The sequence below is a fragment of the Enterobacter sp. WI-ESBL-E8 genome (genome assembly GCF_053364895.1).
In genome coordinates this window covers 3,624,831-3,648,479 of sequence record NZ_JBRWXJ010000001.1, presented here as the reverse complement: position 1 = coordinate 3,648,479, position 23,649 = coordinate 3,624,831, and the positions used below count along the sequence as shown (strand labels likewise).

The following is a 23,649-nucleotide window of genomic DNA, read 5'->3' as shown; positions in this document are numbered from 1 at the left end:
GACGGGCAACGCGGGAGATTTTTCATGCATAACCAGGCTCCGATTCAACGTAGAAAATCGAAACGGATTTACGTTGGGAATGTGCCAATCGGCGATGGGGCACCTATCGCCGTTCAGTCGATGACCAACACGCGCACCACGGACGTGGATGCGACGGTCAATCAAATCAAAGCATTAGAGCGAGTAGGCGCGGATATCGTTCGCGTCTCCGTCCCGACCATGGACGCCGCCGAGGCGTTCAAGCTGATTAAACAGCAGGTCAGCGTTCCTTTGGTCGCGGATATCCACTTCGACTACCGCATCGCACTGAAAGTGGCCGAATACGGCGTCGACTGCCTGCGCATTAACCCGGGCAACATCGGGAACGAAGAGCGTATCCGCATGGTTGTGGACTGTGCGCGCGACAAAAATATTCCTATCCGCATCGGCGTCAACGCCGGTTCCCTGGAAAAAGATCTGCAGGAAAAATACGGTGAGCCGACGCCGCAGGCGCTGCTTGAATCCGCGATGCGCCACGTTGATCATCTCGATCGTCTCAACTTCGATCAGTTCAAAGTCAGCGTAAAAGCGTCCGACGTTTTCCTTGCGGTGGAGTCTTACCGTCTGCTGGCAAAACAGATCGACCAGCCTCTGCACCTGGGGATCACCGAAGCGGGCGGCCTGCGCAGCGGTTCTGTAAAATCCGCGATCGGTCTGGGGCTGCTGCTCTCCGAAGGGATCGGTGACACCCTGCGCGTCTCGCTGGCGGCCGATCCGGTCGAAGAGATCAAGGTCGGTTTCGATATCCTGAAATCACTGCGTATCCGCGCGCGTGGGATCAACTTCATTGCCTGCCCAACCTGCTCGCGTCAGGAGTTTGATGTGATCGGTACGGTGAACGCGCTGGAACAGCGCCTGGAAGACATTATCACCCCGATGGACGTCTCCATCATCGGCTGTGTGGTGAACGGTCCGGGTGAAGCTCTGGTGTCAACCCTGGGCGTGACCGGCGGTAACAAGAAAAGTGGTCTCTATGAAGATGGCGTCCGCAAAGATCGTCTGGATAATAGCGACATGATCGACCAGCTTGAAGCCCGCATCCGTGCCAAAGCCGCCATGATGGACGAGACACAGCGTATCAGCGTTCAGCAGGTTGAAAAATAACGTGATGGGAAGCCGCAAGCTTCCCATGTATGATTGAACCCATTCTTTGGGTTTTTTTTGTATATAGAAAGAGAATAAACGTGGCAAAAAACATTCAAGCCATCCGCGGCATGAACGATTATCTGCCTGGCGAAACCGCCATCTGGCAGCGCATTGAAGGCACGCTGAAGCAGGTGCTCGGCAGCTACGGTTACAGCGAAATCCGTTTGCCGATTGTAGAGCAGACCCCGTTATTCAAACGCGCGATCGGTGAAGTCACCGACGTGGTTGAAAAAGAGATGTACACCTTTGAGGACCGCAACGGCGACAGCCTGACCCTGCGTCCTGAAGGTACGGCGGGCTGCGTACGCGCCGGCATCGAACATGGTCTTCTGTACAATCAGGAGCAGCGCCTGTGGTATATCGGACCGATGTTCCGCCACGAACGTCCTCAGAAAGGGCGTTATCGCCAGTTCAATCAGCTGGGGGTGGAAGTGTTCGGCCTGCAGGGCCCGGACATCGACGCCGAACTGATTATGCTGACGGCTCGCTGGTGGCGCGCGCTCGGTATCGCCGATCACGTTTCCCTCGAGCTGAACTCTATCGGTTCTCTGGAAGCGCGCGCTAACTACCGCGATGCGCTGGTGGCGTTCCTGGAACAGCATAAAGAGAAGCTGGACGAAGACTGCAAACGTCGCATGTACAGTAACCCGCTGCGCGTTCTGGACTCTAAAAACGCAGACGTTCAGGCACTGTTGAACGATGCGCCAGCGCTGGGTGACTACCTGGACGACGAATCTCGCGAACACTTCGCGGGCCTGTGCAAGCTGCTTGAAGCGGCGGGCATTGCCTATACCGTGAACCAGCGCCTGGTACGCGGTCTGGACTACTACAACCGTACCGTGTTTGAGTGGGTGACCACCAGCCTCGGTTCTCAGGGCACCGTCTGTGCCGGTGGCCGTTATGACGGCCTGGTTGAACAGCTTGGCGGTCGTGCGGCTCCTGGTGTTGGCTTCGCGATGGGTCTTGAGCGACTTGTTTTGCTGGTTCAGGCAGTTAATCCGGAATTTAAAGCAGATTCCGTTGTCGATATATACCTGGTGGCCTCAGGCGCGGAAACGCAGTCTGCGGCGATGCAGCTTGCCGAACGCGTGCGCGACGCGCTGCCGGAGGTGAAGCTGATGACCAACCATGGCGGCGGCAACTTCAAAAAACAGTTTGCTCGTGCCGATAAGTGGGGCGCAAGTATTGCACTGGTGCTGGGTGAGTCCGAAGTGGCTAACGGCGAAGTGGTGGTCAAGGACCTGCGCTCTGGTGAGCAGACAACGGTAACGCAGGACGGCGTTGCGGCGCACTTGCGCACTCTATTGGGCTAAGGAGAAGGACTGCGTGGAAATTTACGAGAACGAACACGATCAGGTCGACGCGATTAAGCGCTTCTTTGTCGAAAACGGCAAAGCGCTGGCTGTTGGGGTTATTTTAGGTATTGGTGCGCTGTTGGGCTGGCGCTACTGGAACAGTCATCAGGCGGATTCCGCGCGCGGCGCGTCTCTGTCTTATGAAAATACCATTAGCGCAATTCATGCCGATCAGCCGCAAACGCTGACTGCGGCAGAGAAATTTGCGGCTGACAACAAAAACACCTACGGTGCACTGGCTGCACTGGAAGTGGCTCAACAGTACGTCGATAAAAACGAACTGGATAAAGCCGCCGCCCAGCTGTCTCAGGGCCTTGCTGCGGCCAGCGATGAAAACCTGAAAGCGGTGATCAATCTGCGCCTGGCACGTATTCAGGTTCAGCAGAAGAAAGCTGACGATGCGCTGAAAACGCTCGATACCATCAAAGGCGAAGGTTTTGCTGCCATCGTTGCCGATTTGCGCGGTGAAGCACTGCTGAGCAAAGGTGACAAAGCGGGCGCGCGTAAAGCGTGGCAAGCTGGCGTGGAGAGCAAAGCATCACCTGCGCTGAGCGAAATGATGCAGATGAAAATAAATAATTTGTCCGTCTGAGAGGGACCCGATGCAATTGCGTAAATTACTTCTGCCAGGACTGCTTTCTGTTACGTTATTGAGTGGTTGTTCACTGTTCAGTGGCGAAGAAGACGTTGTAAAAATGTCCCCACTGCCGACGGTTGAAAACCAGTTTACTCCCTCCACCGCATGGAGTACCTCCGTGGGTGATGGGATTGGTGATTTCTATTCCAACCTTCATCCGGCCTTTGCCGATAGCGTAATCTATGCGGCTGACCGCAAAGGTACCGTGAAAGCGGTGAACGCCGATGACGGAAAAGAAGTGTGGTCTGTTAACCTGGCGGAAAAAGACGGCTGGTTCTCCCGTAAACCTGCACTGCTCTCCGGTGGCCTGACCGTTGCCGGCGGACACGTCTACGTGGGTAGCGAAAAAGCACAGGTTTATGCGCTGAACAGCAGCGACGGTTCTATTGCCTGGCAAACGACCGTGGCGGGTGAATCCCTGTCTCGTCCGGTAGTGAGCGACGGCCTGGTGCTGATTCATACCAGCAACGGCCAGCTGCAGGCTCTGAACGAAGCGGACGGCCTGGTGAAATGGACCGTGAACCTGGATATGCCTGCGCTCTCTCTGCGCGGTGAATCCGCGCCGGCTACCGCATTTGGTGCCGCCATTGTGGGCGGTGACAACGGTCGCGTGAGTGCAGTGCTGATGCAGCAGGGCCAGATGATTTGGCAGCAGCGTATCTCCCAGGCCACTGGCTCAACGGAAATTGACCGTCTGAGCGACGTGGATACAACACCGGTTATCGTTAACGGTGTGGTTTACACGCTGGCCTATAACGGCAACCTGACCGCGCTGGATCTGCGCAGCGGCCAGATCATGTGGAAACGTGAGCTGGGTTCTGTGAATGATTTCATCGTTGATGGTAACCGCATCTATATGGTTGACCAGAATGACCGTCTGCTGGCGCTGAGCACCGAAGGCGGCGTGACGCTGTGGACGCAAAGCGATCTGCTGCACCGTCTGCTGACCGCACCGGCACTGTACAACGGCAGCCTGGTGGTTGGTGACAGCGAAGGGTATATGCACTGGATCGATCCGGATAACGGCCGCTTTGTTGCACAGCAAAAAGTCGACAGCTCCGGTTTCCTCACCGACCCGGTTGTGGCCGACGGCAAACTGCTGATTCAGGCAAAAGACGGCACGCTGTACGCGATCACGCGTTAATTACCCGGCGGTTGTAGTATACTAAACGGCTCCTGTTCACTCAGGAGCCGTTTTGACATTTTTAAAAACGCCGCAAAAGCGACGTTATTTTGAATTTTATGAGGCTTCAAACATGGTACCTGTGGTCGCGCTTGTCGGGCGCCCTAACGTTGGAAAATCCACTCTTTTTAACCGTTTAACACGCACCCGTGATGCGCTGGTTGCGGATTTCCCGGGGCTGACGCGTGACCGTAAGTACGGTCGTGCAGAAGTAGAAGGACGCGAGTTCATCTGTATTGATACCGGTGGTATTGACGGCACGGAAGATGGCGTTGAAACCCGCATGGCGGAACAGTCGCTGCTGGCGATTGAAGAAGCCGACGTGGTGTTGTTCATGGTGGATGCGCGCGCTGGCCTGATGCCTGCGGACTCCGCTATCGCTAAACACCTGCGTTCGCGTGAAAAACCGACCTTCCTGGTGGCGAACAAAACTGACGGTATCGATGCCGATCAGGCCGTTGCCGACTTCTGGTCTTTAGGTCTGGGTGAAATCTACCCGATTGCGGCATCGCACGGTCGCGGTGTGACCAGCCTGCTGGAAACCGTTCTGCTGCCGTGGGTTGACGAAGTTAACCCGCCGGAAGAAGTCGATGAAGATGCTGAATACTGGGCGCAGTTCGAAGAAGGTGAAGAGGGCGAAGAAGAGCCTGAAGACGACTTCAACCCGCAGGACTTGCCGATCAAGCTGGCCATCGTGGGTCGTCCAAACGTAGGTAAGTCTACACTTACTAACCGTATTCTGGGTGAAGAGCGCGTGGTCGTTTACGACATGCCGGGCACCACCCGCGACAGCATCTACATTCCAATGCAGCGCGATGAGCGTGAGTATGTTCTCATTGACACCGCCGGGGTGCGTAAGCGCGGGAAAATCACCGATGTGGTGGAAAAATTCTCCGTTATCAAAACTCTGCAGGCGATTGAAGATGCCAACGTGGTGCTGCTGGTCATTGATGCGCGTGAAGGCATTTCCGATCAGGACCTCTCTCTGCTCGGCTTTATCCTCAATAGTGGGCGCTCACTGGTTATCGTGGTCAACAAATGGGATGGCCTGAGCAACGAGGTGCGTGAGCAGGTGAAAGAGACCCTCGACTTCCGTCTGGGCTTCATCGACTTTGCTCGCGTGCACTTTATCTCTGCGCTGCACGGCAGCGGTGTGGGCAACCTGTTCGAATCCGTGCGTGAAGCATACGACAGCTCCACCCGTCGTCAGAGTACCGCCATGCTGACCCGTATCATGAATATGGCTGCGGAAGACCATCAGCCGCCGCTGGTGCGTGGCCGTCGCGTGAAGCTGAAATATGCCCACGCCGGTGGTTATAATCCGCCAATCGTGGTGATTCACGGCAACCAGGTGAAAGACCTGCCGGATTCCTACAAACGCTATCTGATGAACTACTTCCGCAAATCGCTGGACGTGATGGGCACGCCTATCCGCATCCAGTTCAAGGAAGGGGAAAACCCGTTCGCCAACAAGCGCAACACCCTGACGCCAAACCAGATGCGTAAGCGTAAGCGCTTGATTAAACACATTAAGAAAAGCAAATGACGATTCAGTAAAAATCACCTGCTTTTAGAAAACCCCAAAGCCCGCATTATGCCGGGCTTTTTGTTATCAGGAGCTATCATAACGAAGCATCAAACATGTACTCAATGGTGTACTCAGTGATTTGACACGATGCTTATGGGTACAAATGGAGGCCCGTGATGCTGAAGCTAACTGACATGCAGATGCAGCGGGCCTGACTGTCTGCAGGGCCGCTCTTTATCGGTAGGGGACGTTATAATCCTGTTGAGACATGTGGCAAAGACTACCTTTTGGCCACAACCCGCATCTCCACAAGGGCATTTTCCGGGATAAATGCCGATACGCCTATGGCAGACCATGCCGGGTAGGGCGCCTTGATATACATATCTTTGACCTGAGAAAAAACGTCAATATGTGTTTTAAGGTCAATATGAAACGTGGTCATCTCAAGAATATTGTCATAGCCTAAGCCTGCAGCATTCAGGTACACACCCAGCTTATAAAACGCATCGTGAAACTGTTCTTCAGGATCCTTGCTGATGGGTTTGTCCTTCCGGGCTGCCGTAACGCCCGAAAGATAGACGGTGCCATCGGCATCGATGACAGGAGAGAAGTGCCAGTCATCGTAATAATGCTGAAAGGCTTCTGGAACGATCGATTTTTTCATATTTTTTTCTCAAATGGATGAGCACGGGAAAAAGGCAACGGCCACATCTCATACCTGGGGAAGCACATGAGCCATGTCGTGCAGACCACGTCGGCCAGCCGCCCGTTACGTTACTTGATGGAAAGGCGGGCCGCAGCAGAAATTATTCCGGAGGCGCGCCGGATAAGCCGGATACTCAGTCCGGCACCAGCCGCGAGGCATACCGCCATTGTCAGCAGAGAGACAATAAAGGCATGCGTGATCGTTGCGCCGCTTTTATCGCCCCCCAGCATGCTGTAAAAAATGCCTCCGATGACGGCGACGCTCAGCGCAGTGCTGATTTGCAGCGTCGAGCTGATCACGCCGGCAATCATGCCTGAAAAAGCGGGCGCTACGCTGCCGGTCACCATCCTCACCAGCGTTGGCATCGCCAGCCCCTGACCCAGACCGGTGATAAAAAGGAGTGCGGCGAGCGGCAGCGTGGCCGGAGGAGTGCCCGTCAGCGTGCTGGCAATCAGCCCGGCAAGGCCCGCCAGACCCGCCGTCTCACATCCCATTCCGATTGCGCTCAGGTAATTTCCGGCAAACCGCCTGAAGTAGGGGGTCAGCAACGGCCCAACCAGGAAGCCGATGCCAAAGGGCAGAAAAATCAGGCCTGCGGTCAGGGCGTTTAAATGCAACGCATCCTGAAGATAAACAGAAAACAACAGAAAAAAGGTACCGATGGAATAAAACAGCAGTACGATCGCCAGACCCTGACACAGTCCCGGCGCGCGTAAGACGGTCGGATCGAGCAGCGGCGAACCACCGTTCTGGCTGAGGCGACGTTCATAACGCCATAGCCCCAGCACCAGCAGCGGGAACGCAAGAAATGATCCCCATGTCCACCAGGGCCATCCCGCTTCACGGCCTTCAATTAATGGCACAATCAGCGCGCTAAGGGTGACAGTGGCCAGCAGCATGCCGCCGGGATCCAGTCGCTGTGCCGACTGCGCCCGCGTCTCTTTCAGCAGCGGCAGACCGAAGAGAATGACCAGCAGCGCCACTGGCAGGTTAACGATAAAAATCGCACGCCAGCCCAAATGAAACAGATCCGCAGAAATCAGAATACCACCCAGTATCTGCCCGATAACGGAGGCCAGACCAAAGACGGCGCCATAGAGGCTCAGCGCCAGCGGTTTTTCCGCTTCCGGAAAAATCGCCTGTACGGAGGCCAGTGCCTGGGGTGCCATAATGGCTGCGGTGGCACCCTGTAACACGCGCCCGGCAATCAGCACCCACGGTGACCAGGCCACGCCGCACAACAGCGATGCTGCAGCAAAACCGATAAGTCCAAGAAAGAACATCTTCCCCCGGCCGTAAATATCACCCAGTCGACCGCCGGTGATTAACGTGACCGCGTAGACGGAAGCATAGGATGAAATGACAAGCTGTTGCGCGGAGGACGAGGCACCCAGCTCGCCCTGAATGGCAGGCAGCGCCACATTAACGATAAAAAAATCGAGCGGGGGCAAAAACGCGCCCACCAACAGGATGATAAACATCGCCCAGCGACGGGGCTCGGCGCGCGTGTGGTGTTGTGTCGACATAGAACACTCCAGATAACGGTTCAGTCCCGGGTAAGGAACGTATTCGGTCAGTTTGGGCAGAGGGTCATGCAGAGAATGTCAGCGCATGCCGCCAGCGGCCACAATCACCTCGCCGGTGATCCACCCCGCGTCCTCGGAGGCGAGAAAGGCAACGATCGGCGCAATATCCTGCACCTGCCCGATGCGGCCGAGTGGCGTCTGCTTTTCATTCCATGTCTGGAAGTCCGAGTTCATCGCGCCCGCACTGTGACTCCCTTCCGTTTCGATTAGGCCCGGGTTGACGGCGTTAACGCGAATGCCCCGGGGCCCGAGCTCGCGCGCGAGCACGCCAGTGATGGCGTCCATCGCGCCTTTGGTGCCGCTGTAGATGGCGCTCTCGGGGATAAAGACGCGGGTGACGAACGAACTGATGTTAATGATGCTGCTGCCTTTCGTCAGATGCGGCGCGGCGGCGCCAGCCACCAGCAGTGGGCCCAGGACATTGATGTCAAACTGCCTGCGGTAGCGCGCTTCGGTGCTTTCTTCTATCGGGGCGAACTCGTAGACACCGGCGTTGTTCACCACAATGTCCATGTGTCCGTAGTGGTCGATGGCAAAGGCGATCAGTTCCCTGACGTCCGCCTGGTGAGTGACATCCGCCGCAAACGCCACGGCATGCCCGCCAGCGGCCTCTATGTCGGCGACAACCTTACCGGCACGGGTGTTGCCGGAGGTGTAATTGACAATGACTTTTGCGCCGTCAGCCGCCAGCTGTCGGGCAATGGCGGCTCCGATACCGCTGGATCCACCGGTTACGATGGCAACTTTGTCGTGTAATTTTTTCATGGCACAGGCCTCCTGAAATCCCCGCCGGGGGCGGATTGGGTTGAGAACGCTATAGTGAAGACGACAAAGTTGTTTGGGAACTGACACTTTTGTATATTGGATGTTCATTTTTGTACGGCGAGGCGACAGCATGGAATGGGGCGACGTGCGGGTATTTCTGGCAGTGATGCGTAAGGGGTCTTTCGGGGAGGCGGCCCGCAGTCTCGGCGTGAGCCATCCGACGGTCGGACGCCGGATAAAGGCGCTGGAGGATGAGGCGCAGCAAGCCCTGTTTCGCCGGACAAAGGAGGGGCTGGTGCTCACCGACGCTGGCGACAGGGTGCTGAAGCTGGCAGAGGCCGTGGAAAACTCCGCGCTGGCGATGGAGCGTCGTCTGGCCGGGAATCACGACCGCCTTGAAGGGTTATTGCGGATCTCTTCCGCAGAGTGGTTTGCTAACTACGTTCTGGCGCCTGTTCTGAGCGAACTGACGCGACGTCATCCCGCGATTGTCCCGGAAATCATCGCGAGCTACCGCTTGCTCAATCTGTCGCGCCGCGATGCCGATATCGCGTTTCGTATTGTTCCTTTTACCGAACCGGATATTGTCCAGCGTCGTCTGATGCGCATTCCCTATGCGCTGTACGGCGTACCGGAAATCGCCGATGTCGCGCAGCGCGACCCGGCCGCCGTGGGGCTGATTCTGATGAACACTGCGCAGTCCCACTTTTCTGACGTCGCCTGGCTGCTCGACAGGTTTCCGCAGTCACGACGGGTGTTCACCAGCACCAGCCGCGCCGTCCAGGCGCAAATGTGTCAGCGGGGCATGGGCATTGCCGTGCTGCCACGCCCGCTTGGCGATGCCATCCCCGGATTGCAGCCCATCAGCATGCCGGAACCCCCACCGTCCAAAGATATCTGGGTGGGGTATCACTCCGACCTCCGGCACATGGACAGACTCCGGGTCATGCTGGATATCGCCGATACGATGTTTGCCGATCCGGCGACGGCCGCGACGTAAATCTATTTTTTGCGGATGCCTGCCATACTGCTGAACACGCCGTCGCGCAGCACAAAAGCATGGAGCAGCGCGGCTGCAAGATGAAGCATCACGGTCGCGAACAGCGCCAGCGCAACCCAGGTGTGAAGCGGTCGCAGTATCGCATACCAGTCATTATTCATGCCCATGATGGGGGGAAGGACGATCCCGTAACCCAGTGTGACGGGATACCCGGCAGCTGAGAGCATGGCCCAGCCCGTCAGCGGCTGTGCCAGCATCATCAGATAGAGCGCCCAGTGCGAAAGATGGGCCATCCCGCGCTGCCAGGCCGGTAGTGAGGCGGGTAAAGCGGGGGCCGGAGTGGTGAAGCGTACCCACACGCGAACGACGACCAGGAGCAGGATCATCACCCACAGTGGCTTGTGGATCGACACCAGCAGACTGTGCAGGGAGGAAACGGTTGATACCATCGCCACACCGATAAACAACATGATGAAGATCGCGGTGGCCATCAGCCAGTGCAGGACGCGCAGGACCGGATGAAAATAATCGACCTTATTCATAGATGTTCTCCTGACTGTTGCGCCTGTTCATGGGTGCGCAGATTGTAGGATTTAGCATAAGCCGATGAGCGCGCGTTAAGTATCGGATCATCAGATGCCGCGATGCCGTCGGGCAAAATTAACGGGTCGTAATTGATGTCATTGCAGGGCCCCTGCTGCTGAGGGACAGCATTGGTCAGGACTAACGTGCCGGCCGTCATCGTCTTCCGGTCGGCTGGCCAGGCTTTTGAGGCGTCGTTACCGTTATCCGTCGCCTGAGCCAGCGTGAACACCAGATCCCATTTCAGCGGGCCCTGCGCCAGACGACGCTGAAGATCCTGTTGCAGAAAATCCTTGTTCTGTTTATCGGGATCGGTAACAGGCGTAAACGCTGCATGCGGCACCATACTCCACCGTACCAGGTGTGCATTGCCGGCCTTATCAATCAGGCGAAACGCATTCAGACTGTTATAGCGATCGCTGGCCCAGCTGGAAGAGGGAACGGTTTGTTTGGCCCAGGCAAAAAACGGTTTTATCTCCGGATGCTTCATGACAAAGGCCCCCATTTTCTCCGGATTCGGTTTTCCGGTGGCGGTATCCGGTAGGGTGGCCTTCTGGAGCTCATAGAAACCTTCAACAGAGCTGACGGGGAAAAAGGGCATGGCGTTCATGCCGGTACGCCACTGCTCACCATTAGCCTGCTGAAAGGACAGCGCCATGCTCCGGACGGGAACGGCATAATCCGGCGCCTCCGGGTTACCGCCGGCAATCGCAAACCGGCCTGTTACGGCGGTTTCACCTTTGCTGAACAGTAAAGCTCGCGACAGCGTGCTGGCATTGCCGTTCGAGACAAAGGTGCCCAGCACGCACATGCCCTTCGCGTGATTTCGGCGATAGCCTTCATGAATTCCGCCCGACTGTTCCAACACGTTGACGAGCTTATCCGACGTCAGCCGTTCGGGCGTAAGCCAGCCGCCAGTCCACAGAAATAATAAACACAGTATCAGGGGGACCAGGCCTGGCAGTGCGAGGCGCACCAGCGTCTTTCTGTTTATCTGCGATATGATTTTCATTGTGTGAGCTCATTTTGTTTTCGAACCGTTAGCGACGCGGCGGACAGACAATAATAGACGGCACCAAACGCCGCATAGCCCGCAATAGTGTTTACCGATGGGGGTTCCGGTAGCCGGGACTGAACGAGGAAGAAGGCGCCCGCCAGTGCAGACTGCGCGCCGCTTAAAATCATGCTCCACTGCGCACCATAATGTTTCCAGCGCTGTACCGCCGCCCCCAGCTGCAGCAGACCGGACAGGATTGCCCAGCCACCAAATATACGGATCACCTCATACATGCTGTCTATGTTCACCATCACGGCCAGTGTGGTGAGGATACTGACGATAACATTGACGGTCTGCATCCGGCTGCGGCCGAATCCACCGCTTTTAAGGGCATCCACATAATTAGCCATTGCATCCCAGGCGGGGTAAAGAATGAGCAGTATCGACGTCCAGACAAGTGAAGACTGGCCCGCGGAAAACACGGCAACCACCCATAAAACGGAGAAGGCGGTGCGGATAAAATAATAGTGCTGGAGCCAGTGCTGCTGGTGCACATGGTAATGATTATCGGACATGTAAACCCTCTCAACCCGGCAGGCTGAACAAACGAAGCATCGGCGTGAGCTTCTCTGTCAGTAAACCTACTAGTAGGTAGGCAAAAGATCAACCTGTTTTCGTGCGAGGCTGTGAATTCGTAAAAGGATCGACCGGGGACGCAAGAGGAGGGGACGAGTTGAAATAAAAGCGGCCCGGCAGGTAAGCCGGGCTATCGTCAGGCGACGTTGACCACCTTGTTGATCAGCGGCGAGGCAATCTGATCAAACACCGCCGGATTATTGAACGCGCGTGCGGCCAGCATGGCGCCATGAATGCCCGCCATCAGCGTCCGGGCTTCGGCTTCCGCCGTTTCATTTAGCAGGAAAATGCCGCGGGCTTCGCCGGCCCTCAGTAAGGTGGCGAGCCAGTCAGAGAGATCGCTGAAATGGCCGGTGACTTCGGCGGCTATTTCAGCAGGCAAGGTGGGAAGCTCAACGGCAAGCATTACACAGATGCAAAATGGCGAAGTGCCATCTTTAATACACGCAGACCAGAAGTCGGCATATCCTTTCACTTTGGCCAGGGGATCGTCGATTTGCCGATCCATGGCCGCCATTCCCGCCAGGGCTTCTGCGCGGTACTCCTGCACAACCGCCTTCACTAAATCTTCCTTGCCGGGAAAATGGTGATGGATACTGGCTTTGCGGATACCGACACGCTCAGCAAGATCGGCATAGCTGAAGCTTTTATACCCTCCGGCTGTCAGTAGTTGCCGGGTGTTTGCCATAATTTCTCGCGCTTTCGGCGAACGTTCGCTCATTTCAGTCTCCAGTCTTTAACCCTGTGAAACAGGGGGGCAGTGTCTGATTGCATCCTGCCGGGATGGCCTACAGACAGGACGCTAGATGGTCAAATCACAGGCCCGGAGGACGACGATCCCGATAAGGGCGGCTGGCAGGATTGACATGCACCCATCCTACTACTAGGATGGGTGAAATTCAAAGTCTATTCCTGCATGGAGAGTGTGCATGGCGGTGATTCCGTTTCCTGACAGGGTTAAGCCGGCGGTACCAGAGGACAACAGCCAAACGCTTCCCGGCTTACGGGATGCGCATCAAGACTACAGCCGCACACCGTGCAGCAAAAACAACGATGCCGTTCGCCATTTTGCACTAAGGGTCGCCGGGAAGCTTTTAAGCGATCCGGAGCTGAATCAGGCGATGCCTTTTCTGGTGGACAAAATCGTCAGAGTGCTGATGACTGAATCCAGAGACAGCTGATGTCGGTTCGGGCGGACAGCGAAGAAAAAGAAGGTGGTTCTCGTTTGCCCTCGTCCTATTCCGTTCATCCGTACCTGTCAACGCTTAGTTAAGATTACTGGAGTGCACATGTCCGCCCTGTGCCTGGAGCCGACATTCAGAATTTACCAGCTACTCATTTATAAAATGATCTAGCTGGTATCATTCAAATTTAATTCTTCGTATTCGCGGGAGAGTTAGCTACCACGACCTTACCTGTTATCCCACCATTTTCAACAAGCCGATGTGCCTCTCGCAGACGAGGCGCGTCGAGTGGATGGAGCACGCAGTTCACTGTCGAGCGCAGCACACCATCATCCACCAGAGTGGCTATCTTCTCGAGAATATGATGTTGTTCAACCATGTCTGGCGTTTCAAAAAGCGGGCGGGTGAAAACCATCTCCCAGTGCAGAGAGACACTTTTGGCTTTGAATGGCACAGAATCCAGCGAATCGTGGTCGGTGATAACCGCGACTTTTCCTTGCGGAGCAATTAATTCCGAAAGCTCTATCCAGTGCTCCGCTGTGTTCGATAGCGCAGCTATGTACGTGACAGGCGGTATGGGTAACGAACTGATTTGCTCATTTAATGACAGGCGGTGATTAATCACGTGATGCGCACCGAGGGCCAGACACCAGTCACGACTTTGAGCCCTGGAGGCTGTGCCAATGACGGTCAGATCTGTCAGGCGACGCGCAAGTTGGATCAGCATTGAGCCCACTCCGCCCCCGGCACCTAAAATTAGCAAACTGCCTGTAGCCGACTTTTTGTCCTGCAGAACGCAGAGTCGCTCAAAAAGGAGCTGCCAGGCGGTCAGGGAGGTTAATGGCAGCGCTGCGGCGGCGGCGAAGTTCAGGCTTTTGGGCATATGTCCTGCGATGCGCTCGTCAACAAGATGAAACTGCGCGTTGCTGCCGCTGCGATGGAAAGAACCCGCGTAATACACTTTATCACCGGGACTGAACAACGTAACTTTTTCTCCCACTGAATCAACAATGCCAGAGGCATCCCAACCTAAGTAATTAACACTATCGGGTGCATCAACGAGGCCTGCCCGTATTTTGGTGTCTACAGGGTTAACCGAAACGGCGTGTATGGCGACACATAAATCATAGGGTCCGGGTACAGGGCGTTCTGTGGTTACGTCAGTCAGGCAATCCTCTTCACTCAGAACGGAGTTTTTTCGATAAGCAATGGCTTTCATGACCGGGCGTTCACGCATAACCCTCTCCGGAAGTTAACTGTGATTCATCGTTCAAAATGCCGAATGACCTTCCACCGCCGGGGCAATCGGCCTGGCCACGCTCGTCTTTAGAATTCAGTACATACAAAAACACCATATTCATCTTCCAACGTGATAAAGAGTTTTTACCTTAGTCGCTTTGGTATCAGGAAAAAACTGGTGTACATTTCCTGTCTTTACGGACTCTGATGTCCGCAATGAGAAATATTATGGACAGCCTCAATAGTTTTCTGGTTTTTGTGCGTGTCGCGGAAGCAGGTAGTTTTGTCGCTGCCGGACGTGCTATGGGTATTTCAGCTTCAGCCGTCGGCAAGAGCGTGGCGCGGCTGGAAGCGAAGTTAAACGTGCGTCTTTTCCACCGTACAACGCGCAGCATAACCCTTACGGCAGAAGGTGAGCGCTTACTGGAGCGAAGCCGACGGATTCTGGCCGAGATAGAGGCAGTGCAAGCAGAGTTGGTAGGTTCCACTAAAGAACCTCGTGGCCGTTTACGTATAAGTTTACCGGTAATGAGTACTCCCTTGCTTCCAGTGCTCGGTGATTTTATGCGGAAATACCCCAAAATTGAGCTGGATTTAGACTTTACCGACAGGCTTGTTGATGTTGTTGGTGAAGGGTTTGATGCAGTTATCAGAGCTGGCGAACCGGCAGACTCGCGCCTCCAGGCGAGGAAACTGGGATCTTTTCATTCAGTACTTGTGGCATCTTCCGAGTACCTTGCACAAAAAGGCACTCCCCTGTTACCAGCCGACCTTCTCAGTCACACCTGTCTGCATTATCGTTTTCCACACAGTGGCAAACTCGAACCATGGGAATTCAATAGTGATGACAGCATGTCCGAACTGACGCTGCCGGTTTCTATGATCTGCAATAATATCGAATCGCGGATAAGCTTCGCCCGGCAGGGGTTGGGGTTAGCTTATTTGCCAGAGTTTGCCATCAAAGAACATTTATCTGATGGCTCGCTAAGACCTGTTTTAACCGGCTACACAAAACGTACAGGCGTTTTTTATGTTCTCTGGCCTTCCGGAAAACACCTGACATTAAAAGTACGCGTTCTCATTGATTTTCTTCGGAAGAGAGTATTATTAGAAACATGATGCGCCCCCAGGTACCGTCGACATCAGTAGTGCGAGGGCTATAGCCAACAGCCTTTAATGTCCGCTTTTCGCTCTCAGCGGACTGACGGTGTCATCGGTCAACCAGACCTCTAAAAGTTATCGATGGTCCTTTTTTGTGTACCCAAAGGTGTACACATCCATGTGATAAGAATTTAAAAATGCATTAAAAACAATCTATTGTTGTTTTGATGGTTTTCACATTAAGAAAAGCAAATAAGCTCTGTCGCTCTCACGAAAGCCCGCGTTATCGCGGGCTTTTTTTTGCCCAATCATACCGCCGGTTTTCTCTGTGTGAAGTCAATCACTATTCACTTTTAACCATGTTTAAATCTAAGAAAGTAGACAATCGTCGAATTTTCATCTTAAAGTCCAGGGTCCGGTACTAGACAAAACTAGCGCCTGGTTATCAAATGGTTAACTAACTTTTCGCCGCATGTAAAAAATCGGCCAGATACGTAACTGGCCGGCGTACATGATGGTGTTTACAAGCACGACGACATACCTTTCGGGAGAATTATGCAATCCTCTGTTAATCAAAAAGAGAGCCGAACGTTCTTCGGCCATCCGTATCCGCTCGGTTCACTGTTCTTCACCGAGATGTGGGAGCGTTTCTCGTTTTACGGCATTCGTCCGTTACTGATTCTGTTTATGGCCGCCACCGTCTATGATGGCGGGATGGGGCTGGCGCGTGAAAACGCCTCAGCGATTGTCGGTATCTTTGCCGGTACCATGTACCTGGCCGCGCTGCCGGGTGGCTGGCTGGCCGATAACTGGCTCGGCCAGCAGAGAGCCGTCTGGTACGGATCAATCCTGATTGCGCTCGGTCACCTGTCGATTGCGCTCTCCGCGGTGATGGGGAACAACCTGTTCTTTATCGGCCTGATGTTCATCGTGCTCGGCTCCGGGCTGTTCAAGACCTGTATTTCGGTGATGGTCGGCACCCTGTACAAAAAAGGCGATGCGCGTCGCGACGGCGGTTTCTCGCTGTTCTACATGGGCATCAACATGGGGTCGTTCATCGCGCCGCTGATTTCCGGCTGGCTGATTAAAACTCACGGCTGGCACTGGGGCTTTGGTATTGGCGGTATCGGGATGCTGGTGGCGCTGATTATCTTCCGCGTGTTTGCCGTTCCGGCGATGAAACGCTATGACGGTGAAGTCGGCCTCGACTCCACCTGGAACAGCCCGATCGTTAAGCGTAACGGCGTGGGCGTTTGGCTGCTGGCGCTGGCGGCAGGCGTGGCAACAATCGTAACGCTGATTGCGCAGGGCGTGATTGTCATTAACCCGGTCGCGGTAGCCAGCGTGCTGGTCTACGTGATTGCGGCATCCGTTGCGCTCTACTTTATTTATCTGTTTGTTTTTGCAGGTCTGAACCGCAAAGAGCGCGCCAGGCTGCTGGTCTGCTTTATTCTGCTGATCTCCGCGGCCTTCTTCTGGTCTGCGTTTGAGCAGAAGCCAACCTCGTTCAACCTGTTTGCCAACGACTACACTAACCGCACGATCGGTGATTTCGAAATCCCTGCGGTGTGGTTCCAGTCAATCAACGCCCTGTTCATCATCCTGCTGGCACCGGTGTTCAGCTGGGCATGGCCGAAGCTTGCGAGCAAAAATATTCGTCCGAGCAGCATCACCAAGTTCGTTATCGGTATTCTGTGTGCCGCAGCGGGCTTTGGCCTGATGATGCTGGCGGCGCAGAACGTGCTGAGCAACGGTGGTGCGGGCGTGTCGCCATTCTGGCTGGTGGGCAGCATTCTGATGCTGACGCTGGGTGAGCTGTGCCTGAGCCCGATTGGTCTGGCGACCATGACGCTGCTGGCGCCGGAGAGAATGCGCGGCCAGATGATGGGGCTGTGGTTCTGTGCGAGTGCGCTGGGTAACCTGGCGGCGGGCCTGATTGGCGGCCACGTGAAGGCCGATCAGCTGGATATGCTGCCAGATCTCTTCGCGCGCTGCTCCATCGCGCTGCTGATTTGTGCCGCGGTACTGATCGTTCTCATTGTTCCGGTGCGCCGCATGCTGGAAAATGCGCAAACTAAGCCGGCTGCTAACGCCTCATAAACCTCGATTTTGCCGGGGCGGCGTTATGCCCCGGCAATTTACTCAACGAGGTAAGAATATGCTGTTAGGGTTTGTTGGTCTTGGCGCAGTCGTTGAAACAGCTTACCTGCCCGCAATACGAAAACTTTTTGATACCCCCCCTCACTGTTTAGGCTTTGATATCCAGCCCGTAAAACAGCCGGAGGGTATAACGCGCTGCTCCAAACTGTCTGAACTTCTCTCCCAGCCGCTTGATACCCTGTTTATCACCACCGCATCGCTGCACCATCTTGAGGTGCTGGAGCAGGCCATAGCCTCGCCCGTGCCGCGCATTGTGGTTGAAAAACCGATTGTCGCCACGCTTTCTCAAATCGAAAAGCTTAACGCGCTGCTGGCCATGCCCGGCGTGGCGCCCCGCGTGCTGGCGATCGACCACTGGATGGCGCGCATCGACACGGTGAAGCGGCAGCTGGTTGGCAATGTCTCTGACATCGTCAAAATCGACGGCTTTTTGCAGGAGCCGAGCGGATTTAACGCCGCAGGAGAACCCATCGCGCTTAACTTTGCCACTGGCGAGCCGGACGCGCGTACGCTTCGTCACCCTGATGGCGTGATTCTGGATATCGGTACGCACGTGCTGGCGATGCTGCGCGAAACGGTGCGCTATCTGGGCGGGAGTGATGAGATGACGTTGCAGGTGGTCACGGCTAAAGACCGCCTGGGCCACGCTATCGCAAAAGGCGACCTGACCACGGCGGAAGGTGAGGCGCATCTTCAGGGACACATCAGCGGCGTGTCGGTGGATATCTGGCTTAACAAATACGCGGGACCCGCGGGCGGGCAAAAAGGCTTACGGTTCTGGTTGCGCGACGGGCGGACCATCAGTTACGACCGGCACGGCGCAGAAGATGTGCTTGAGCTGATAAATAGCGACACGCGTCAACGCTGGAACATTCCCGGCACGATCTACGAGCACTGTCTTGCAGAGCATATTCTGGGCGCCAACAGCCTGTTTGAACGGGATCCGCACGAGGTGAGCCGCACGACGCGCCGCAGGATCGAGGAAGTGACACTGCTGCTGGCGTTACAGCAACAGCTGCGTGGCCCGCACTGACCGCGACGTGGTAAAATTATCGCAGACCTGAACCCTTTAAAGGAGTCACCATGACGATTACCTGCCCGGATTGCCAGGCACCGCTTGAGCCTCAGAATGGGGTAGCGCACTGCGAAAGCTGTAATAAGGATATTGCGCTCGAAGCCCGCTGCCCGGAGTGTCATCAGCCACTCCAGGTATTAAAAGCCTGCGGGGCGGTGGACTATTTCTGCCAGAACGGCCACGGTCTTATCTCTAAAAAACGCGTGGAGTTTGTTCGGGCCGATGGTTAATCACACACGCAGCCTTCGCCCTTCTTCCACAGCTCGACCAGCGACTCGGGCGCTTCCTGCTCCGGTACCAGCACGATGATATCGGTGTAGTGGGCCTGATTTTGCCCGGTCCAGATAATCTGGATGCGGAAATAGCGCTGGTCGCCGCTGCCGGGTGACGAGGCCTGCCCCGGCGGCTGGCCGCGCGGAAAGGCCTGTTCAAGGATGCTCACCAGGCGCTGGCGCTGGGCCTCATTGAGCGAGGACAGCGCGATGGTGCGCTGGCCGCTCAGCTTAGGAATAAAAGCGACGCCGCCTTCCCGGGCCAGCTCAACCACGGCGTCATCCGTCAGTTCCGGAACCTGCATTTACAGCACTCCCACCTGTTCCCAGGCTTGTTTTATGGCCGCCCCAACGCCGCTGCCGGAGCGTTTCTCTCCGTGCGCTATCGTCAGTTTTGCGAAGGCCTCAAAATCCGCATCCTGCGCCAGATTGCGATCGCAAACCGTGTCGTACCAGGCATAACCCGCTTTTTCCCAGGCGTAGCCGCCGATCGCCGTCGCGGCCAGATAAAACGCCCGGTTGGGGATGCCGGAGTTCAGGTGCACGCCGCCGTTATCCTCGCGCGTTTTAATGAAATCTTTCATGTGCGCGGGCTGCGGGTCTTTGCCGAGCAGCGGGTCGTCATAGGCGGTGCCCGGCTCAGACATCGAGCGCAGCCCTTTGCCGTTAATCCCTTTCGCCAGCAGCCCTTCGCCAATGAGCCAGTCTGCTTTATCGGCGGTTTGCTTCAGATGGTATTGTTTGACTAGCGAGCCAAACACGTCTGACAGCGACTCGTTCAGCGCGCCCGACTGTTCAAAATAGATTAGCCCGGCTTCGGTCTCGGTAACGCCGTGGCTCAACTCGTGCCCCACGACGTCAATGGCGATGGTAAAGCGGTTAAAGATTTCCCCGTCCCCGTCGCCAAAGACCATCTGCTGGCCGTTCCAGAAGGCGTTCTGATATTCCCGGCCATAATGCACGGTGCCGGTCAGAATCAGGCCCTTGTTGTCGAGTGAATCGCGCCGATACGCTTTCCAGAAGAATTCATGGGTGATACCCAGATAATCGTAGGCTTCATCCACCGCCACGTCGCCTTTCGAAGGCTGGCCTTCATAACGCACCTGCGTACCCGGTAGCTCCTGGGTCTGCTTCGCATCGTAGATATCACGCTCCAGCTGCCCGGCCTTGCTCACGTGCGGCGCGGCGGGTTTGCCGGGCATGTGGGCCATCAGCGTCTGGACATGGGTCAAGGTCTGGCGGGCACAGCGCTGCTGCGGCTCGGAACCGCTTTCGATAATGCGACGAAGGATATAGGGAGGAATGACACTGTAAAGATGGGACATGCTGCTCTCCTTAGTTCTGGCAAGGCCGAATAAAAGGGAATAGCAGCAGTATAGTTTCTAACCGGCGAAGAATTATCCGGTTTTTCGCTGACGCGGCTTTTTCGCCGGTTTAATTGATTTCACTTCGCTTTCTACCCAGCCGTCCGACAGGCGGGTTGTCAGCACATCGCCGGCGTTCACCTGTTTGGTCTGCTTGAGCACTTTGCCGTCCGTCGCCGTCGTCACGCTGTAGCCGCGCGCCAGCGTGGAGAGGGGGCTGACCGCTTCAAGATGGGTCACCGCATTGCCGAAACGCTCGCGGGTGGTGCTCAGACGCGCGCGGATAGTTTCCGCCAGACGATACTCCAGCTGCTGAATCCGCGTTTGCGCGCGATAAATTTTCGGCTGCGGGTTCTGCTGGTTCAGGCGCTGCGTAGCGCGCTGCTGGCGCGAGACCGCGCGCTTAAGCTGCGCATCCACCGCAAAACTCATGCGCTGGCGCAGACGTTCCAGCACGGTCTGCTGACGCGCCAGACGCAGCTGCGGGTGCTGCTGCTGAAGACGGTGATGGATCTGGGTAAAGCGGCGGGTACGGCTGGCGAGGAAGTAGTCCATCGCCATCTCCAGGCGCTGCTGGCCGTTCTGAAGCTGACGCAGCAGCTCCAGCTGGTTGCGGCTCACCACTTCCGCCGCTGCGGACGGCGTAGGCGCGCGTAGATCCGCGACAAAATCCGCAATCGTTACGTCCGTTTCGTGGCCGACGGCGCTCACAACAGGGATTTGGCTTGCGAAAATCGCCCGCGCCACGCGCTCGTCGTTAAAGCTCCACAGGTCTTCCAGCGAGCCGCCGCCGCGCCCAACGATTAATACGTCGCACTCCTGACGGGCGTTCGCCAGTTCAATGGCGCGCACAATCTGGCCTGGCGCGTCGTCACCCTGTACGGCGGTCGGGTAGATAATGACGGGCAGGGAAGGGTCGCGACGCTTGAGCACGTGCAAAATATCGTGCAGCGCGGCACCGGTTTTCGAAGTGATTACCCCAACGCAGTGGGCTGGTGAGGGCAGGGGCTTTTTATACTGCTGGTCGAACAACCCCTCTTGCGAAAGCGCAGCCTTAAGCTGTTCATACTTCTGCTGGAGTAAGCCTTCGCCCGCAGGTTGCATGCTCTCGACGATGATCTGGTAGTCGCCGCGCGGTTCATACAATGTGATATTGGCGCGCACCAGTACCTGCTGGCCATGCTGAGGACGAAACGTCACGCGGCGGTTGCTGTTGCGGAACATGGCGCAGCGCACCTGGGCGGTGTCGTCTTTTAAAGTAAAGTACCAGTGGCCGGAAGCGGGCTGCGTGAAGTTAGAGATCTCACCGCTGATCCAGACCTGCCCCATTTCCTGCTCAAGCAGCAAACGCACCGTCTGATTCAGGCGGCTGACGGTATAAATTGAGGGGGATTGAGAGGATAACATGTGAGCGGGATCAAATTCTAAATCAGCAAGTTATTCAGTCGATAGTAACCTGCTGAGAGGCAATCGCAAGCATTTTTTTCAAAAAAGTGTAGATGCAATCGGTTACGCTCTGTATAATGCCACGGCAATATTTAACCACCCAGGTCAGAGATATTGCCCATGCTACGTATCGCTAAAGAAGCACTGACGTTTGACGACGTCCTCCTCGTTCCCGCTCACTCCACCGTTCTGCCGAATACTGCCGATCTCAGCACGCAGTTGACGAAAACCATTCGCCTGAACATTCCTATGCTCTCCGCGGCAATGGACACCGTGACTGAAGCGCGCCTGGCTATTGCCCTGGCACAGGAAGGCGGCATTGGCTTTATCCACAAAAACATGTCTATCGAACGTCAGGCGGAAGAAGTTCGCCGTGTGAAGAAACATGAATCCGGCATCGTGTCTGATCCACAGACCGTTCTGCCAACCACCACCCTGCACGAAGTGAAGGCCCTGACCGAACGTAACGGCTTCGCCGGTTACCCGGTTGTGACCGAAGAGAACGAGCTGGTCGGTATCATCACCGGTCGTGACGTGCGTTTCGTGACTGACCTGAACCAGCCTGTCAGCGTGTACATGACGCCAAAAGAGCGTCTGGTTACCGTTCGCGAAGGCGAAACCCGCGACGTGGTGCTGGCAAAAATGCACGAAAAACGCGTTGAAAAAGCGCTGGTTGTCGACAGCAGCTTCCACCTGCGCGGCATGATCACCGTTAAAGATTTCCAGAAAGCAGAACGTAAACCTAACGCCTGTAAAGACGAGCATGGCCGCCTGCGCGTCGGTGCTGCGGTTGGCGCCGGTGCCGGTAACGAAGAGCGCGTTGACGCGCTGGTTGCCGCAGGTGTTGACGTCCTGCTGATTGACTCCTCTCACGGCCATTCCGAAGGCGTTCTGCAGCGTATTCGCGACACCCGTGCCAAATACCCTGACCTGCAGATCATCGGCGGTAACGTGGCCACTGGAGCAGGCGCTCGCGCGCTGGCAGACGCCGGCTGCAGCGCGGTGAAAGTGGGTATCGGTCCTGGCTCTATCTGTACCACGCGTATCGTGACCGGCGTGGGCGTTCCGCAGATCACCGCCGTGTCTGACGCGGTAGAAGCGCTGGAAGGTACCGGTATTCCGGTTATCGCTGACGGCGGTATCCGCTTCTCTGGCGACATCGCCAAAGCGATCGCCGCGGGCGCAGCTGCAGTAATGGTCGGCTCCATGCTGGCCGGTACCGAAGAATCCCCGGGTGAAATCGAACTCTACCAGGGCCGTTCTTACAAATCTTACCGCGGTATGGGCTCCCTGGGCGCGATGTCCAAAGGTTCCTCTGACCGTTACTTCCAGACCGATAACGCCGCAGACAAACTGGTGCCGGAAGGTATCGAAGGTCGCGTAGCGTATAAAGGCCGTCTGAAAGAGATCATTCACCAGCAGATGGGCGGCCTGCGCTCCTGTATGGGTCTGACCGGCTGTGGTACCATTGACCTGCTGCGTACTAAAGCGGAATTCGTACGCATCAGCGGTGCGGGTATCCAGGAGAGCCACGTTCACGACGTGACGATCACCAAAGAGTCCCCGAACTACCGTCTGGGCTCCTGATAAGTTTCCGCGCCCGGCTTCTGCCGGGCGCTCTGTTTTTGTTTCACTTGCCTCGGAATTA

General features: G+C 56.0%; 23 protein-coding genes. 12 read left to right on the top strand and 11 right to left on the bottom strand.

The genetic code is table 11. From position 1 onward, the window contains the following. Window positions 1-24: 24 nt before the first annotated feature. The 5 genes from ispG to der all read left to right on the top strand — a co-directional run bounded on the left by ispG (window position 25) and on the right by der (window position 5,906). Window positions 25-1,143, top strand: coding sequence for a flavodoxin-dependent (E)-4-hydroxy-3-methylbut-2-enyl-diphosphate synthase (ispG, locus tag ACWHWP_RS17235; RefSeq protein ID WP_447856070.1), 1,119 nt, complete (start codon window positions 25-27; stop codon window positions 1,141-1,143). Window positions 1,144-1,223: 80 nt separating this feature from the next. After that, entirely contained in the window at window positions 1,224-2,498 is a 1,275-nt protein-coding gene (hisS, locus tag ACWHWP_RS17230; RefSeq protein ID WP_059312113.1) for a histidine--tRNA ligase, read from the top strand. Between the two features lie 13 nt (window positions 2,499-2,511). Beyond that, on the top strand, window positions 2,512-3,132 hold the full coding sequence (locus ACWHWP_RS17225; protein ID WP_429053928.1) for a YfgM family protein: 621 nt from the start codon (window positions 2,512-2,514) through the stop codon (window positions 3,130-3,132). Between the two features lie 10 nt (window positions 3,133-3,142). Next, on the top strand, window positions 3,143-4,321 hold the full coding sequence (gene bamB / locus ACWHWP_RS17220; RefSeq protein ID WP_047346750.1) for an outer membrane protein assembly factor BamB: 1,179 nt from the start codon (window positions 3,143-3,145) through the stop codon (window positions 4,319-4,321). Window positions 4,322-4,433: 112 nt separating this feature from the next. Continuing rightward, entirely contained in the window at window positions 4,434-5,906 is a 1,473-nt protein-coding gene (der, locus tag ACWHWP_RS17215; RefSeq protein ID WP_047346809.1) for a ribosome biogenesis GTPase Der, read from the top strand. Between the two features lie 262 nt (window positions 5,907-6,168). Here der and ACWHWP_RS17210 read toward each other — a convergent pair whose 3' ends face one another. From ACWHWP_RS17210 to ACWHWP_RS17200, 3 genes are all read right to left on the bottom strand, one after another. Beyond that, on the bottom strand, window positions 6,169-6,552 hold the full coding sequence (locus tag ACWHWP_RS17210; RefSeq protein ID WP_063427852.1) for a Rid family hydrolase: 384 nt from the start codon (window positions 6,550-6,552) through the stop codon (window positions 6,169-6,171). A 110-nt stretch (window positions 6,553-6,662) separates the two neighbouring features. After that, window positions 6,663-8,120, bottom strand: a complete 1,458-nt coding sequence (locus ACWHWP_RS17205; protein WP_063427855.1) for an MFS transporter — start codon at window positions 8,118-8,120, stop codon at window positions 6,663-6,665. 78 nt (window positions 8,121-8,198) lie between these two features. After that, entirely contained in the window at window positions 8,199-8,945 is a 747-nt protein-coding gene (locus ACWHWP_RS17200; protein ID WP_447856069.1) for an SDR family NAD(P)-dependent oxidoreductase, read from the bottom strand. 130 nt (window positions 8,946-9,075) lie between these two features. On the opposite strand from ACWHWP_RS17200, the gene ACWHWP_RS17195 reads away from it, so the two are divergent. Next, the gene (locus ACWHWP_RS17195; RefSeq protein ID WP_063427860.1) at window positions 9,076-9,945 is read left to right on the top strand and encodes a LysR family transcriptional regulator; all 870 of its coding nucleotides are present in this window, start codon (window positions 9,076-9,078) and stop codon (window positions 9,943-9,945) included. A 2-nt stretch (window positions 9,946-9,947) separates the two neighbouring features. Here ACWHWP_RS17195 and ACWHWP_RS17190 read toward each other — a convergent pair whose 3' ends face one another. The 4 genes from ACWHWP_RS17190 to ACWHWP_RS17175 form a co-directional block, all read right to left on the bottom strand. Next, window positions 9,948-10,487: a cytochrome b gene (locus ACWHWP_RS17190; protein ID WP_447856068.1), complete on the bottom strand. Its 540-nt coding sequence runs from the start codon at window positions 10,485-10,487 to the stop codon at window positions 9,948-9,950. Then, window positions 10,484-11,539 (bottom strand): catalase family peroxidase, encoded by a 1,056-nt coding sequence (locus tag ACWHWP_RS17185; RefSeq protein ID WP_447856067.1) that lies wholly within the window; start codon window positions 11,537-11,539, stop codon window positions 10,484-10,486. Before ACWHWP_RS17185 ends, ACWHWP_RS17190 begins: the two co-directional genes overlap by 4 nt. Next, window positions 11,536-12,099 carry a DUF308 domain-containing protein gene (locus tag ACWHWP_RS17180; protein ID WP_063427868.1) on the bottom strand — a complete coding sequence of 188 codons (564 nt, stop codon included), beginning with the start codon at window positions 12,097-12,099 and terminating at the stop codon, window positions 11,536-11,538. The genes ACWHWP_RS17185 and ACWHWP_RS17180 overlap by 4 nt, the downstream gene beginning before the upstream one ends. Before the next feature lie 197 nt (window positions 12,100-12,296). Continuing rightward, entirely contained in the window at window positions 12,297-12,881 is a 585-nt protein-coding gene (locus tag ACWHWP_RS17175) for a TetR/AcrR family transcriptional regulator (RefSeq protein WP_063427870.1), read from the bottom strand. A gap of 208 nt (window positions 12,882-13,089) precedes the next feature. On the opposite strand from ACWHWP_RS17175, the gene ACWHWP_RS17170 reads away from it, so the two are divergent. Next, on the top strand, window positions 13,090-13,341 hold the full coding sequence (locus tag ACWHWP_RS17170; protein ID WP_063427872.1) for a hypothetical protein: 252 nt from the start codon (window positions 13,090-13,092) through the stop codon (window positions 13,339-13,341). Between the two features lie 190 nt (window positions 13,342-13,531). Here ACWHWP_RS17170 and ACWHWP_RS17165 read toward each other — a convergent pair whose 3' ends face one another. Beyond that, complete coding sequence (locus ACWHWP_RS17165) at window positions 13,532-14,563, bottom strand: zinc-binding alcohol dehydrogenase family protein (protein WP_447856700.1); 1,032 nt, start codon at window positions 14,561-14,563, stop codon at window positions 13,532-13,534. Window positions 14,564-14,811: 248 nt separating this feature from the next. Between ACWHWP_RS17165 and ACWHWP_RS17160 the strand changes: the two genes are divergently transcribed. The 4 genes from ACWHWP_RS17160 to ACWHWP_RS17145 all read left to right on the top strand — a co-directional run bounded on the left by ACWHWP_RS17160 (window position 14,812) and on the right by ACWHWP_RS17145 (window position 19,149). Further along, on the top strand, window positions 14,812-15,702 hold the full coding sequence (locus tag ACWHWP_RS17160) for a LysR family transcriptional regulator (RefSeq protein ID WP_252000742.1): 891 nt from the start codon (window positions 14,812-14,814) through the stop codon (window positions 15,700-15,702). A gap of 537 nt (window positions 15,703-16,239) precedes the next feature. After that, on the top strand, window positions 16,240-17,784 hold the full coding sequence (locus ACWHWP_RS17155; RefSeq protein ID WP_134347639.1) for a peptide MFS transporter: 1,545 nt from the start codon (window positions 16,240-16,242) through the stop codon (window positions 17,782-17,784). Window positions 17,785-17,842: 58 nt separating this feature from the next. Then, window positions 17,843-18,877 (top strand): Gfo/Idh/MocA family oxidoreductase, encoded by a 1,035-nt coding sequence (locus tag ACWHWP_RS17150; protein WP_447856066.1) that lies wholly within the window; start codon window positions 17,843-17,845, stop codon window positions 18,875-18,877. A 50-nt stretch (window positions 18,878-18,927) separates the two neighbouring features. Next, window positions 18,928-19,149 (top strand): zinc ribbon domain-containing protein, encoded by a 222-nt coding sequence (locus ACWHWP_RS17145; RefSeq protein ID WP_447856065.1) that lies wholly within the window; start codon window positions 18,928-18,930, stop codon window positions 19,147-19,149. On the opposite strand, the gene ACWHWP_RS17140 is transcribed toward ACWHWP_RS17145, so the two are convergent. The 3 genes from ACWHWP_RS17140 to xseA all read right to left on the bottom strand — a co-directional run bounded on the left by ACWHWP_RS17140 (window position 19,146) and on the right by xseA (window position 21,962). Beyond that, window positions 19,146-19,496: a protealysin inhibitor emfourin gene (locus tag ACWHWP_RS17140; RefSeq protein WP_025757698.1), complete on the bottom strand. Its 351-nt coding sequence runs from the start codon at window positions 19,494-19,496 to the stop codon at window positions 19,146-19,148. The genes ACWHWP_RS17145 and ACWHWP_RS17140 overlap by 4 nt on opposite strands. After that, the gene (locus ACWHWP_RS17135) at window positions 19,497-20,516 is read right to left on the bottom strand and encodes a M4 family metallopeptidase (RefSeq protein WP_059312107.1); all 1,020 of its coding nucleotides are present in this window, start codon (window positions 20,514-20,516) and stop codon (window positions 19,497-19,499) included. A 72-nt stretch (window positions 20,517-20,588) separates the two neighbouring features. After that, a complete protein-coding gene (gene xseA / locus ACWHWP_RS17130) occupies window positions 20,589-21,962 on the bottom strand; it encodes an exodeoxyribonuclease VII large subunit (RefSeq protein ID WP_063427883.1) in 1,374 nt (457 codons plus the stop codon). A 159-nt stretch (window positions 21,963-22,121) separates the two neighbouring features. Between xseA and guaB the strand changes: the two genes are divergently transcribed. Further along, on the top strand, window positions 22,122-23,588 hold the full coding sequence (guaB, locus tag ACWHWP_RS17125; protein WP_023333022.1) for an IMP dehydrogenase: 1,467 nt from the start codon (window positions 22,122-22,124) through the stop codon (window positions 23,586-23,588). The last annotated feature ends 61 nt before the right edge of the window (window positions 23,589-23,649 follow it).